At 45.2% G+C, this 14,488-nt stretch carries 14 protein-coding genes; 2 read left to right on the top strand and 12 right to left on the bottom strand.

The genetic code is table 11. The features are described 5' to 3' along the window. Positions 1 to 6: 6 nt before the first annotated feature. Genes ACFPYJ_RS15630 through ACFPYJ_RS15620 form a run of 3 tightly spaced genes read right to left on the bottom strand, consistent with a single transcriptional unit; the run spans position 7 to position 3,132 of the window. Complete coding sequence (locus ACFPYJ_RS15630) at positions 7 to 834, bottom strand: carbohydrate ABC transporter permease (protein ID WP_379189089.1); 828 nt, start codon at positions 832 to 834, stop codon at positions 7 to 9. 1 nt (position 835) lies between these two features. Further along, a complete protein-coding gene (locus tag ACFPYJ_RS15625) occupies positions 836 to 1,720 on the bottom strand; it encodes a carbohydrate ABC transporter permease (RefSeq protein ID WP_379189088.1) in 885 nt (294 codons plus the stop codon). Positions 1,721 to 1,767: 47 nt separating this feature from the next. Beyond that, the gene (locus ACFPYJ_RS15620; protein ID WP_379189087.1) at positions 1,768 to 3,132 is read right to left on the bottom strand and encodes an ABC transporter substrate-binding protein; all 1,365 of its coding nucleotides are present in this window, start codon (positions 3,130 to 3,132) and stop codon (positions 1,768 to 1,770) included. A 316-nt stretch (positions 3,133 to 3,448) separates the two neighbouring features. On the opposite strand from ACFPYJ_RS15620, the gene ACFPYJ_RS15615 reads away from it, so the two are divergent. Together ACFPYJ_RS15615 and ACFPYJ_RS15610 are read left to right on the top strand one after the other, a co-directional pair. Continuing rightward, positions 3,449 to 5,224, top strand: a complete 1,776-nt coding sequence (locus ACFPYJ_RS15615) for a cache domain-containing sensor histidine kinase (protein WP_379189086.1) — start codon at positions 3,449 to 3,451, stop codon at positions 5,222 to 5,224. After that, complete coding sequence (locus tag ACFPYJ_RS15610; RefSeq protein ID WP_379189085.1) at positions 5,190 to 5,969, top strand: response regulator transcription factor; 780 nt, start codon at positions 5,190 to 5,192, stop codon at positions 5,967 to 5,969. The genes ACFPYJ_RS15615 and ACFPYJ_RS15610 overlap by 35 nt, the downstream gene beginning before the upstream one ends. Positions 5,970 to 6,174: 205 nt before the next feature. Here the strand turns inward: ACFPYJ_RS15610 and glpX are convergent, their stop codons facing one another. From glpX to ACFPYJ_RS15565, 9 genes are all read right to left on the bottom strand, one after another. Beyond that, positions 6,175 to 7,143 carry a class II fructose-bisphosphatase gene (glpX, locus tag ACFPYJ_RS15605; protein WP_379189084.1) on the bottom strand — a complete coding sequence of 323 codons (969 nt, stop codon included), beginning with the start codon at positions 7,141 to 7,143 and terminating at the stop codon, positions 6,175 to 6,177. Between the two features lie 40 nt (positions 7,144 to 7,183). Then, positions 7,184 to 7,582, bottom strand: coding sequence for a hypothetical protein (locus ACFPYJ_RS15600; protein ID WP_379189083.1), 399 nt, complete (start codon positions 7,580 to 7,582; stop codon positions 7,184 to 7,186). Between the two features lie 504 nt (positions 7,583 to 8,086). After that, positions 8,087 to 9,562, bottom strand: coding sequence for a gamma-aminobutyraldehyde dehydrogenase (locus ACFPYJ_RS15595; RefSeq protein WP_379189082.1), 1,476 nt, complete (start codon positions 9,560 to 9,562; stop codon positions 8,087 to 8,089). Between the two features lie 432 nt (positions 9,563 to 9,994). Then, the gene (locus ACFPYJ_RS15590; RefSeq protein WP_379189081.1) at positions 9,995 to 10,816 is read right to left on the bottom strand and encodes a BtpA/SgcQ family protein; all 822 of its coding nucleotides are present in this window, start codon (positions 10,814 to 10,816) and stop codon (positions 9,995 to 9,997) included. Between the two features lie 124 nt (positions 10,817 to 10,940). After that, positions 10,941 to 11,573, bottom strand: coding sequence for a YitT family protein (locus tag ACFPYJ_RS15585; RefSeq protein WP_379189080.1), 633 nt, complete (start codon positions 11,571 to 11,573; stop codon positions 10,941 to 10,943). A 58-nt stretch (positions 11,574 to 11,631) separates the two neighbouring features. Further along, a complete protein-coding gene (locus ACFPYJ_RS15580; RefSeq protein WP_379189079.1) occupies positions 11,632 to 12,351 on the bottom strand; it encodes a FadR/GntR family transcriptional regulator in 720 nt (239 codons plus the stop codon). A 142-nt stretch (positions 12,352 to 12,493) separates the two neighbouring features. Beyond that, entirely contained in the window at positions 12,494 to 13,291 is a 798-nt protein-coding gene (locus ACFPYJ_RS15575) for a BtpA/SgcQ family protein (RefSeq protein ID WP_379189078.1), read from the bottom strand. 6 nt (positions 13,292 to 13,297) lie between these two features. Then, positions 13,298 to 14,218 (bottom strand): carbohydrate kinase family protein, encoded by a 921-nt coding sequence (locus ACFPYJ_RS15570; protein WP_379189076.1) that lies wholly within the window; start codon positions 14,216 to 14,218, stop codon positions 13,298 to 13,300. Between the two features lie 12 nt (positions 14,219 to 14,230). Next, a partial coding sequence (locus ACFPYJ_RS15565) for a hypothetical protein (protein ID WP_379189075.1) occupies positions 14,231 to 14,488 on the bottom strand: 258 nt, incomplete at its 5' end.

Below are 14,488 nucleotides of genomic sequence, written 5' to 3'. Positions count from 1 at the left end.
TGTTGATCATTTGACCGATCCTGAAGCCATTCCGGAAATGAAGTGCCTTTGAAAAAGAACATAAATGATAATACTCGGAACCATGCTGATCAAAGTGCCGCCGAATACGATACCGTACTGCGTGGAGTACTCCTGGTTTAACGAATACAACCCCAGTGCAACCGTAAATTTGTCGTTGTTGACCAGCAGCACGAGCGGCAGCATAAAATCGTTCCAGATTTGCATAAAGGTGTACACCATCAAGGTGACGACGCCGGGTTTAGCCATCGGGAGCATGATTGTCAAATACAACCGCCATTCGCTTGCCCCGTCAACAAGCGCGGCTTCGCGGATTTCCCACGGAACATCCCTAAAGCTGTTCCTCATTAAAAATACAGCGAACGGCAGGGCCAGTGCGGCGGATACGAGAGTCACGCCTTTTAAGGTGTTTACCAGTCCCATCGATTTCAGTTGGTAGAAGATCGGGATAATGATAGATTGCACCGGTATAGCCATACCCAACAAGAAGAAATAAAACCAAAGCTGCCGCCCTTTAAATTTAAGATGAGAAAGTGCGTATCCGGCCGGACAGGCAACAAGCAGAACGATCAGCATCCCGCTGGAGGTAGTAACCGCGCTGTTCCAGATAAATGTTTTAAAATTGGCGAGATTCCAAGCGCTGTATAAATTGTCCCAATTCCATGAGGAGGGCAGTGAAAACGGATTTCCGAAGATTTCCGTATTCGTTTTGAAGCTGCCGAGTAATACCCAAAGGATTGGCGCAACAACGATAAGCAGAATAATGAACAGTACTGTCCAGAGCATTCCTTGCGTTCCCATTCTCCGTATCGGCATGCTACGCAGCCCCCTTATCCCGTTTCGAGTTGAACAAAATCGTCAAAACGACGACTATCAAGGCAAGTATGATGCTGCCGGCGGAACCGTAGCTGACTTTATTCATGATAAACGCTGCTTTATATACATAAGAGGCCACAAGCTCGCTTGAGTAATAAGGTCCCCCCTGCGTCATGATCCAGACCAATGCAAAGCTTTTGAATCCGTATATGATGACGAGACTAATGATGAGATTCATGGTGTTTCGCAGGGAAGGAATGGTGATGTGCCAAAATTTCACGGCAGGACCCGCCCCGTCGATTTCAGCCGACTCATATAACGCATAGTCGATATTTTGCAATCCCGCCAAAAACAAAATCATAAACAAGCCGTATGAACTCCAAGCTCCTGCCACAATAATCGCCGGAAGCACTAACCACGAGTCGCCCAACCAATTCAATGCGAATTGTCCCAAACCGATTGTTCGCAGGAAAAGATTGATGGGGCCAATGAAAGGATCGTAAATTTTTCCCCACAGTACGCTGACGACAGGAAGGGAAAGGACGGCGGGCAAATAATAACCCGCTCGGAAAAACAGCATTCCTTTTCTCACTTTTCCGATCATGACGGCAAGCACGAGCACGGGAACGACCAGTAAGACCAGATCCAGACCAAGCCATACGACATTATGCTGCAGCGATTTGACGAAAAACGGATCCTTCATCGTCATGATGTAATTATCGAGTCCGATGAAATTCATTGACGTGGCCGCACCGTTCCAATCAAAGAGACTAAGCCTGACCGCTTCCCCGATCGGATAGATCATAAACAACCCATAGAGCAGTACAGCCGGAGACAAGAAGGAGAAAACGACAAGCCCATTTCGTATCTTTCGTGTTTTGTTCATATTTTTTTCTCCCTCCTGTTCTGCTGCGGATGATCAGCTGAATTTCATTATTTTTTCAACTTATAACCTGCCTCGATATCTTTCATTTTGCCCGCCTGAATATTTTCCATCGCCTGCTGAGGCGTCACAAGCCCAGTAATGACACCCGGCAGATTTTGCAGAAAAGCATTCTTAGCTTCAGGTCCTATGAAAAGTGTCGGATGATAACCGACACCCTGCTTGATGCCTTTTACCATTTCAGCCAAAATCGGTCCCGCCGGCGTAATTTCAAGCGCTCTTTTCGTCGCCGGAATGTTATTGTAGTTCGGATCCTTATAGCTGATATCCGTGTAATCGTCAACGATAAAATTCAACCATTTTTCTGCTAAATCTTTATGTTTGGCTCCGACCGGGATGACCCATGAAAAACCTATTCCGCCTGTCGGCTTTGGCTGCAGCCCCGGAGTGAACACCGGAAACGGCGTTATCCCAACGGTATCAAGCACATTTGCGGCGATAAAATCACCGATATGGTAGTTGGAGACTTGCGTCATTGTGGCTTTCTTTTGGATAAATATAGCCTTTTGATCGTCGAATGAAAGAGAGACCGCTTCCTTGGTAATAACGCCCTTATCCGCCCATTCCTTCAACAGCTCAGTCGTTTTGAGAAACGGAGGATCGGTCCATTTGCTATCTCCGAAAAAGAGACCTTCGACTGCCTCCGTTCCGGCAACCGCTTCAAGCATTTGACCGTACAATCCCGAAATTCCGAAACCGACACGGGTGCCAAGCGCTATCGGGACGTATCCGGCCTTCTTCATTTGATCCATTGAGGTATAAAATTCTTCCGGCGTTGTCGGTAATTTAGCTCCAACCTTTTGGAAAATATCTTTGTTAAAACCGATAGAATTGTAATCGATCCCATGCGGCAGTTCGTAAATTTTCCCGCTGAAACTGACCAAGTTGTAGGCAAAAGGGTTCAGCTTGTCCTGCCAGTTATATTTCTTGTAAATATCGTCCATTGGGATAATCAGGTTCGCTTTGGACAATACGCCGACCCGGGCAGGTCCCGCGTTGATCATAATCGTGTCAGGAGGCGTTACACCGGAATTAAGCATCGTCGTCAGTTTTCCTGACTCCACAGAAACGTCGCCGGTAGCAAATTGCACCTTAATGTCTTTGTTCTTGTCTTCGAAAGCTTTGACGATCGTGTTCCAATGCGCCTTTTCCACATCGTTGGCGAATGGTTTAATTAGGACAGAGAGCATTTGAGGCTCGCCATTCCCTCCGGACTTCAATCCTGCAGCATTGGCTGCCAGTGCGGCCGCTTGCCCGCCGCCACTTGAGGCTGTAGGTGCGGAGCAGCCTGTAACGGCAAGCGCAAGAAGCATCGAGATACAGACCCACATGTTCACTTTTGAGATTGACCTCATAGCCTGGAACCTCCCATGAATTGAAATCACCAAAACATAATGTTACTTTAGCTGTCATAAATGTATCAACGTTGATAGTTAAATGTTATCCTGTATGACACCTTTCGCCAATGGGACAAAAAGGGGTAAAAGGTGGACAAAAGGTCGAAACGGTCATATTAGGCGTTTTTTTGCAGAAATTAAATTTGACAATTGAAAAGGGTTGAAATATATTTTCAATACATTCACTTTCTCTTTGTAACTATATTTAACACAATTCTCACATTTACTGATAAAGATCGGATTTTCAGCTAAAAAATGTGTAAGGGGATTTGCGATGAGGAGCAATATCTTATTTTCCAAACTGCTTGTATCCTTTGTTTTGGTCTCCATCATTCCACTACTGTTAACGGGTTGGTTAAGCTACAGACATTCGAGCAAAGCGATTAATATGGAGCTTGATATTCATGCGGAAAACGAGATGGAACAAAAGCTCAATACGTTAAATCGATTTTTTGACGATCTGCAGCGGATGGAGCATATTATCCAAACTAATCTCCTGTTTTCCAATTTTCTCGGCATCCAGGAGATCGATGAAAAGTATTATCAGTCCTTTATGAAGTTGGATCCGATTGTGGACGGGCTGCAGACGATCCGACCGGAAAATGTGGGAATCACTTTGATCAACAGCCATAATCTCGTTTATTTTTACGGATATTCGTTGAACAGGGGCGAACGGGATTTTCTTGCCTACGAATGGATGCCCGACGAGTTGAAAATAGGAGACAAGCCTTTTATTACATCTCCCCATACACGCGGCTATGCTTTAAGAGACGGCGGGAAAATGGTCTTTTCGTTCGTACAACGATTTTGGAACCCGACAGCCAATTCTCAGGGCATTCTGATTATCGATGTTCCAGTCGATGTTCTGGATTCATTGTTTGGCGGGAAGAACGATAACGGTTCGGGTACATTGATCTTGGACCACAAAGGCAAAGTCTTATATCCTCAGAAAAGTACAGCGCTTTCGGAGCTGTACACCGGGCAATATCCCGGAAAGCCAGACATGATTGAATTGACCGACGGTCAATATTATAGGATGTTTTATAAAACCGATCCGTTAACCGGCTGGACCAACGTATCGTATTTCTCGCAGGAGAAGCTGTATTCCAGCATTACGATATACCGGCGGATTATTTTCGTTCTTCTGCTGGTTAGCACATTGATATGTCTGCTTGCCTCCATGTATCTTTCGTACCGTATTACGCATCCCATTATGAAACTGCTTCGATTGATGAGGCAGGTCGAAAACGGGGATTTGAACCCGCGGGCTTCCGTTATATCCAAGGATGAGATTGGCCAGCTTGGACTGGGCTTTAACCGGATGATCCGTCATATCCAAAATTTGATCGAAACCTTATATACGCGGGAACGGGAAAAAAGATCTGCGGAAATTTCCGCATTGCAGGCGCAAATCAAACCCCATTTCTTATACAACGCGCTTGAATCCATTAATGCCCTCGCCAGATCCAATAAACAACATGAGATCAGCAAACAGATCGTCTTATTGGGTAAGCTGCTCCGCTTCAGCATCTCGTCGTTTCATGAATTTGTGCCTATCGAAAATGAAATCAAATATACCGAATATTATCTGCATATCAACAAACTGAGAATGAAGGAAAACGAGTTTCATTTCTCGATTCAGTTTGACGAACGTTTGCTTAACCTGTATACGATCAAATGGATTCTGCAGCCTATTGTGGAGAACGCCATCATTCATGGTTTTGAAGCCGGGGGAAATCAAGGGATTATAGAAATAACGGGAAGTACGCAGGACGACGATCTGCTCATTACGGTTAAAGATAACGGAGTCGGCATTCCTCAAACCATTCTGGAGCAAATTCGTCAACAGCTCGAGCACGCTGAAATGTTGACTAAATACTGGAATAAAGTCGGATTGTACAATGTCCAATCGCGTATCCGCATGTACTATGGATCGCCCTACGGTATTACAATCGACAGTTCCACGAATGCGGGAACGACAGTACAATTACTGCTGCCAAGGAGGCTGAATCCGAATGAGTCACTTCAGGAATTTACTTATTGTGGATGATGAAAGGCTGGTCGCTACCAGTTTAAGCAGTTTGGACGAATGGAACGACAAACAAATCCACGTCATTGGCACCGCATCGAACGGCAAACAGGCGCTGGAATGGATGGATCGCCACACTATTGATATCGTCATCACCGATATTCAAATGCCCGATATGGACGGACTCGAGCTGCTGCAATCGATTTATGTGTGTAATCCGAAGGTTTCCGTCATTTTAATCAGTGGGCATGAACAGTTCCACTATGCCCGTTTTGCGTTGAAATATAAAGCGAAAGGGTATGTGCTCAAGCCGATCGATACGGATGAGCTGTTTGGCATTGTTGATGAGATTCTTGACGAAACGAGGGAACTGTCCAAAACAGAGGAACCCGTTGTCGCCATGGCAAACGAGCGGGAGATTCCGAAAACATATCACGAAAAGTTAGTTGATCTCGCCATTGTTTTTATCAAGGGTAACTTGAATACGACCATTACATTAAACGATGTCGCCAATCGGCATTTTTTGACGCCGCATTATTTTGGACAAATCTTCAAACAAATTACGGGTGAAACCTTCGTTTCATACTTAACGCAGCTGAGAATGGAAAAAGCATGTGAACTGTTGAAAAATGCGGAATTGAAGCAGTATGAAATCAGCCAACAAATTGGCTACACCGACGTAAAATATTTCACGAAGCTGTTCCAGCGCAGCTACCGGATGACGCCGAAGGAATACCGTCAAAACTATTTCAAAGCAGGACGATAACGCCACCGGCCATTCACAAAAGAGCACTACGATTTTTTAACAATATGAATTCTTCTCTCAAGATACAATATAAGGACTCCAAATTATCGGAGTCCCTTTTTATAATTATAGGTAATTAAAATCACATTAAGACTTCTAAGCGGCAGCCCTCCCAATAGGATCATCGTATCCAAGGTCTATTAAAAGCCCTGATTATACATTATTATCAAGCCAAATTGTTTTTCGTGAACATCGGCAGATAATGGATGGTTTTAATAAAACGAATCGTTCTGGTTTGGGCGCGCATGACCACGGAATGCGTCTCCGCTTGTTGGTTAGACAGATATCTCACGCCTCCCAGAAATTCTCCGTTAGTCACGCCGGTCGCGGCAAAGATCACGTCATCGTTTCCCACTAAGTCTTCCATGGATAACACTTTAAGCGGATTATCAAGCCCCATGGCGACGCATCGATCAAATTGGGCTGGATTTTCCGGCATTAATCTGCCTTGAAATTCACCGCCTAAGCATTTCAAGGCTGCAGCTGCCAATACGCCCTCAGGCGCACCTCCCGAGCCAAGATATAAATCAATCCCCGTTTCCGACAGCGCGGGAGCAATGGCGCCCGCGACATCACCGTCCGAAAGAAGCTTAATTCTCACACCGCTATCCCGTAAAGCTTGAATCAATGGCTGATGTCTTTCTCGTTCAAGCACCATGACGCTTAATTCGGAAACTTTCTTCTGCAAAACCTCCGCAGCTTTAGATAACGTTACCTCAATGGGGTCGAGTACATTAAGCCTTCCTGCTAAAGCAGGACCAACGGCAAGCTTCTCCATGTACATATCAGGGGCATGCAGCAAATTGCCTTTTTTGGCTATCGCGATGACGGACAAGGCATTGCCCAAACCGCTTGAAACCAGCGTAGTCCCTTCCAATGGATCAACCGCTACATCAACTTCCTGTCCCTGTTGAATGCCTAACTTTTCGCCGATATACAACATCGGTGCCTCGTCCATTTCCCCTTCTCCGATCACGACTGTTCCCTTAATCGATACGGAGTCAAACATCTTCCGCATCGCTGAAGTAGCAGCTTCGTCTGCGTTGACCTTATCTCCTCTGCCTATCCAAGGCGCGGATTCCAATGCGGCCTTTTCCGTTACGCGTACAATCTCTAATGCTAACTCTCGCTCCAAAATCTTCTCCACCTTTCGTGACGCTAATGTATAATGAATTTCACGCTGCTATTCCCGATAACCATGCTACTGCTTTTTGTATATCCATAAATTCATGGTGAAGCAATTTTGTTGTATCTTTTCCGGTAGTTGTATTCTTAATGCCGCTGTTTGTATCTGATCTCGTTGGATTAACAGTCGCCGTATATTTAATGCCGGCATTCAAGAGTCTTGGAAGCCACTGTTCAGACAACCATTTCGTGTCTTCTGCTAAGACCAATATGTGACTGCTATCAAATAAGGCTTTTTTAGCCTTCTTTATGACTGCCAATTCAATCATTTTATCTAAAGGTTCGCGGAACTCGTTCCCATTGGCAAAGGAATTCCAGCTAATCACAACGGATTCTACCACTTCATCCCAGAAAATATGAGCTTTATTAGAACTATAATAGTGTCTCATGGTTACTCCTCCCAGTTACGAATAAATTTAATGTGGTATTAATTCGTAGTTCCACTATAATACGAAATCACCCCATTCAAGTAATTAATATATTTGACATAGGCCATAGACCCTGTCTATGGATAGTCATTTATAACCTACATCGCAATTTCAAGATTAGTGAAGTATTCGACATGATACCAGAAAACAGCGAAAAAGAAGAACTGCTCCACAGTAGTTAAAACTACTCTTGGACAGCTCTTCTGGATGAGTAAGGACTTCTATTAGAACCCTCTTGAATTAATTGGTTGTGGTTCCTTGTTCGCCGGTAACTGAATTTTACAATTACAGCAGGTTCCAGAAAAGACTAAGCGACCGTTCCCCGGTTGAATACCGGAAAACGGCCGCATCATAATTAAGCTTTTTCATTGTCCACTTGACGGAAAATCCGAAATTTGTGGCTCCATGACAACCCCATCGACCTATAATATTTTGGAAGCTGCGGCGGGTCTAGGCTAGCAAACATCACTTCATATAATGCCAGTCTTTATAGACCCGGCCGGTCAGATCGGCCATCACGTGCTTGATTTGCGTATAGTCTTCTAATGCGTAAAGCGACATATCTTTGCCGAAGCCGCTCTGCTTGAAGCCACCGTGCGGCATTTCCGAGACGATGGTGATATGATCGTTGATCCATACCGTACCGGCTTGAATGCCCGCAGACATTCGGTTCGCCTTGAACACGTCCCTCGTCCAAACCGACGAAGCAAGTCCGTAGATCGTGTCGTTTGCCAGCCTAAGCGCCTCCTCCTCGCCTTCGAAAGGAAGCACGACCAATACCGGTCCGAATATTTCCTCCTGAACGATCTCCGAATCTTGTTTCACATCGTAGACTACTGTCGGCATATAATAGGCTCCGTCAGCCAGCTCGGGCGCATCTGGCCGGCAGCCGCCGACTGCCACCTTCGCTCCAGTGAGGATAGCCCGCTGCACGAATCCATCCACCCTATCACGATGTTCATGCGAGATCAAAGAACCCATTTCCGTGCCCGGGTCCATCGGGAGCCCCACGCGAATCCGTGTCACGCGCTCGGCCAACTTTGACAAAAACTCCTCATAGATGGAAGATTCCACGTACAACCGCGTGGCCGCCGTGCAATCCTGACCAGAATTGATGAATCCGCCCATAGCCGCTCCTTGGATCGCTGCGTCCATATCCGCGTCCGCAAATACCACGAATGGCGCTTTACCGCCCAGCTCCAAATGCAGCTTCTTCACCGTGGAGGCAGCCTGGACCATGATTCTCTTGCCAGTCTGCGTATCCCCGGTGATGGATATCATGCGCACGTCAGGATGTTTTACAAGCGCTTCTCCGATAACGCTTCCCGGTCCCGTGACCACGTTCAGCACGCCTGGCGGAATACCGGCCTCGTGTGCTGCTCTCGCCATCTCGATGGTGGTCAGCGGGGTCAGGCTGGCCGGCTTGATGATGACGGTATTGCCCGCAGCCAGCGAAGGACCCAGCTTCCATACGGCCATGTTCATCGGGTAGTTCCAAGGCGAGATCAAGCCCACCACGCCAAGCGGTTCCCGGCGTATCGAGCTTTGATGCCCAGGGACGTACTCCGCCGTCGCCATCCCTGGCATGATTCGGGCGGCGGCTCCGAAAAACCGCAAATTATCAATGGAAAAGGGGATGTCGAACGTCTCTGTCATAATGATCGGTTTCCCGGTCTGCGACGTCTCCAGTCTCGCAAATTCGTCGGCGCGTTCTTTCAAAATCTCTGACCATTTGAGCAGAAGTTCCGACCGGCCTGCCGGTCCCAGGGCGTTCCATTCCGAATAAGCTCTTCGCGCCGCTGCGACCGCTTGTTCGATATGCTCTTCGTCGCATTGATCTACCTCGGCAATAATCTCGCCCGTCGCCGGGTTCTTCACAGCAAAGTTCCTTTCCGCTTGGACCCATTTGCCGTCAATGTAACTATGATAACATTCGATCATTCCCTCATCCCCTCTTGTCTCATGATGGCGAATCGACGTCCTTCGGGCAATGAATATATTCCTTCGCGTGTCAGAATCGAACACGTCAAGCGGAGTGCTGGGTCAGCACCAAGCCTGGCTGGCTGCGCCGGATCGAACCTCCATTTTAAATATTTATATTCCGGTTTCCATGCATCATTCTGCATCGCAGTCTAACACCCGAACATTTCTTTCGTCGTATAAATTTTTTGACCCCTCCTTTTAAACACCTCTAAATGAAAGCGTTTACCGATTTAAATAAAATCTTTCATAAACAAAAAAGCCAATAATGAACCAAATTAACAAATAATCGGGCTCATTATAGGCTGTTTATTATTCTAATTTCAAATCTATAATCATTACTTGAGATATTTCACCAACTGTATCCTTTGGACTTTGTGGTCCATCCTTGCATTAAACTGTAATCAATGGTTTTCGGAACGATTTTACCTTATCCATAAAAGCTTTTACACGGTTGATATCGACATGGTTTTCAAATTTGCCTTCATATTTGAAAGTTGTCCCAACCACGGCTCCATCGGTGATGGAGAGCTGTTCTTCAAGGTTTTCCAATCTGACGCCCGTGTTGGCCAGCACCACAGTATCCGGAACTGTGTTCTTAACAAGCTTCAAAATTTGCGAATCCGTTATGGACCCTGCAGTAAGCCCTGATACGCAAAGCGCATCCGGGCGATTGTTGAAAACCGTTGATTTTGCAATGCTTTCAATAGAACGATCTGCTAGGTAACTGGCAGCCTCAGGGACAATGTTGTAAATAAGTTTAACGTTGCCTGCGCCGATTCGATGTTGGTGACGGATGGTCTCCCCGACGTTTGTATTCCACAATCCGAAATCGCTTGCGTAAACTCCGCTAAAAATTTCGCGCACAAATTTGGCACCGGTGGCCGCAGCCAAGTCCAGTGATTTTTTTGCGTCCCACAACACATTAACACCAAAAGGAACCTTGATATCCGACATGAGCTCGCCGATAATTCGAGCCATAGCCGCCACGGTTTCGGTTTTAACATCCGTTAAATAGGGAAGGCTGAATTCGTTTGAAAATAACACGGCATCGACTCCACCTTCTTGTAGTGCCAGCAAATCTTTTCGGGCCATCTCTATTACATATTCCATACCTTTCTCTTTATCGTAATACGGATCCCCGGGAAGGGGTAAAAAATGACACATTGCAATAATCGCTTTTTCCGTTCCAATAATATCTTTTAGCCAAGTCATGAATTCATTTCTCCTAATTGATAAATTATATTGCGTCTACCCGTATGCGGCTTCTTCCAACTTAATATATTGTAATTTTTGTTTAACTTGTCTTAGTTACTATTCAAATCACCGGGTCCGGTCATCAGTCACTGTGGCTTAGGATATCAAGCTCTCCTATCGCATTCTCCGTAACCTTTCTTCTCTTCGCTTTAGCTAATGCCCAAGAAACCAAACGTATACCTGATGCACTGAAAATGGATAAAAGAAGGGAAAAAAAAGTTTCCTTCGCGCCAATTACAAAAAAAGAAATCGGATATACGAGCGAATCAAAGAGTAAAGTGGTTAAACTAAACGAAAAGCCATATTTAAGCTGCAATAACTTACCGACTAGAGTACCACCTCCTAGGCTTGAATCGGAAATGCCAATAATGCCGAGTCCTAATCCCATAAGAGTACCACCGAATAAACATCCAATGACGATGTTATGAATGCCCCACGGCACAACAATACTTTGAAAAACACCAGTAAGAACTGAACATAAGAACATGCTTAGGAGTGATCTGTATACTAGCTTTCTGTATATTAGCCATGCAATAATAAATATCGGCAGATTTAGCAGAAAAAGAGATAAGCCGATGTTCATACCGTGCGCATAATAAAATACATTACTTAATCCAGTAATTCCTCCCGGTGTTATATGGTTAGGAATCGCAAAAAGCAAATTCCCAAAAGAAAACACAAGGATGCCAGAAAAGATACATATTATTTGTTTCAACAGACCACCTCCTAGCTGCAAGAACAATTGTCTGTTCGTTTGGCCTATGTTATATTACTTAAAGCCAACGTCCCGATTCTGTAACCTTTTTCAAAACATCAATGGTATAATCCAGTTTGCTTTCCAGTTCCCGCTGTGCTCGTTCCGGATCCTGGTCTTTAATTGCTTGATAAATTGACATATGTTGTTCACTTAATTCTTTGTAAACCCCCGGTATTGAATAGAACCGAAGCCGATTCGTATATAAATTTTGCCGTAGGTTATCCGAAACGACAAAGAGAAAATCAGACAGCGTTTTATTTTTAGCTGCATTCGCCATATAAAAATGGAAATTGAGGTCCGCTTGTGTCTGAACTTCTAATTCGCTAGTAGTATTCATCAAATCCAGAGACTGTTTCATCAGGTTTAGATCTTTTCTAGTACGTCTCTGAGCGGCCAGTTTAGCAATTCCCCCTTCCAGGATTCTTCTAGTCTCCAAGAATTCCACTGCCGCCACAGGCGTGATGGAGAAGAAAGGAAGAAATCTTGTTATCATTTTGGAAAGGTCCGGACTTTTTAGAATCGTACCTTCACCCGGTTTCGACTGTATACAGTCGATCATTTCTAGCACTCTCAGCGCCTCTCTTACCGATGAACGGCTGACCTGCAGCAATTCGGCCATTTCCCTTTCTGTCATTAATTTATCTCCGGGCTGTAAATGGTTAGTTACGATATAGTTATGTATACGTGTTATGATTTGTTCAAACATCCGATAGTTCTTATTAATTGGTTCCAACATAAAAAATCCTCTCATCTCAAAGATTTCATTCTTTCATATCATACACGTACACATAAATATATCAAGATTTTTCAATAATAAAATAGACGCAGCCTTTTACTACAGGCTGCGTCTTTTCGGATTCACGAAGCCTCGTTTCCTACTAAACACTAAACTTTCTCTTGAGATCCGCTAACCTTTTTACGCGCTCGAGATCAATCATTTCTAATAATTTGCCGCCTTTTTTGATAGAAGTTCCGATAATCATACCATCTGTTTTTTCCATAACCTGCTCGATGTTGTCCACATCAACTCCGCCGCCAATCCAGATCGGCACATCAGTCACGGTTTTTACCCGTTCGTGAAATTCAAAGCTTTGAAGCAGATTTCGGCCAGTAATGACCAAACCTTCCGCTTTCCCAAACCAAACAGCTTCATGCGCCATTTCTTCCAATGTAAAATTACCAAGAGGCATTCTGGTTCGATCAAAAACATCCGCAAACACCGTAATATGCTGAGCCATAAGAGCTCTTCTGTAACGTTGGACACGAGCGGCTACACCTTCCACGATTCCGTCAGGTCCTACCATCGCTCCAACATAAACTTTTAATCTGACAAATTGAGCACCAACAGCGTGGGCTACCGCAAGAATTGGTTCAGGATCGTCCTCTAAAAGGCTGATTCCGAACGGAATATTGACTTCCGACCTTATCAATGCCCCAAGTGAAGACATCCAGGCGATCGTTTCAGCACTTGCCTCTTTAGAGACGGGAAGGTCACCGATATTTTGCAGCATCATTCCATCAAAGCCGCCTTCTTGTAACGTACGGGCTTCTTGAAGAACACAATCGATGTATTTCTCCCTTTCCATACCTGTGTACGCGCCCGAACCCGGCAGCGGTGGACATCCAATCATTCCAATTAACGGTTTAGACTTATACCAATTATTAATGATAAACATCCCCTACTATAAAGTAATATCTTCATAATTCTTATATCGTTCTTCAGCGAATGAGCGACTAACCTCATAAGCAGCAGATGGCCCATACCCTTCAAGCACAAATGAAGCAGAAACACTTCCCCATTTTGCCGCAAAAACAGGGTCACCGCCAGACACCATTCCGGCTAAAAATCCTCCGCAATAGGAATCACCGCAACCGGTCGGATCCACTTCCGCGGCCGTAATGGGAGAAATATACGTGGCAGAGTCAGTATCCCTTTCGTACACTAGGCTGCCATGAGCCCCTTGCTTGATCACCACAATTCTGGGACCCATTTGAGCAATTCGTCGAGCTGCTTTCAACGTATCTAAACAATCCCCAGACATGGCCTCGACCTCTACAGTTGACGGCATAAAAATCGTCAACTGCGGCAGTATTCTTTTCCATAGAAGATCATCCGACATGTAATCCTCATGCGGATCCAGAGAAATGTATCGGACCCCCCGGGACGTTAACCACTCAACCCATTCCTCTTGTATTATCGCAGGCATTGGGGCGATATGTGCAAACTGAATATTATCCATCGATTGATCGGGAATCATGTGGGGACGGGGCGATATGTCTAGGTAGTTGCTTTCCTTGTTGATGAGGACATATTTTCTGCCGCCGTTCACATCATATAAAGCCCACTGTCGGACAGACGAAACATTTAAAGGAATGATATGGCTCGTATCAATTCCCGCACCAATCAACGTGTCCATCGTTTCCAAAGGATAATCTCTCCCTTGGCATGTGATGACGAATGGGTTGACACCCCAGGCTTTTGCTCCCAAAGCAGCGTAGAGAACATTCCCTCCCGGAGATCCAATCTTTGTATTGCCATTGGGCAGTACGATGTCATCCACCGTCAGATGACCGATGATAGCAACTTGGAAATGTTCAACCATTTGAAACCCTCCTTAAGCGATGATCGAGCTGCCAAAGATTTGTCTGAAATTTACTTCCATTCTGGCTTTATCGTCAAATCCCAACATGACCGCACCTACCGCTTGTGCGTAAGAGTATGAAAAAATTTGCAATGGAATCTGGTATAGCAGCGGAGTCAGACATTCATCACCCGGCAATGTGTCGGGCATGGCCCAAACGATATCAGCCAAACTTTTCGTTTTTTCATCCGTTTCGCTGCAAATAACGGCAGATTGTCCGCCCATGTCGCG

Origin of the sequence: Paenibacillus solisilvae, assembly GCF_042656405.1 — a bacterium.
Taxonomy (GTDB): domain Bacteria; phylum Bacillota; class Bacilli; order Paenibacillales; family Paenibacillaceae; genus Paenibacillus_Z; species Paenibacillus_Z solisilvae.
This window is presented reverse-complemented; position numbering and strand designations above follow the sequence as displayed.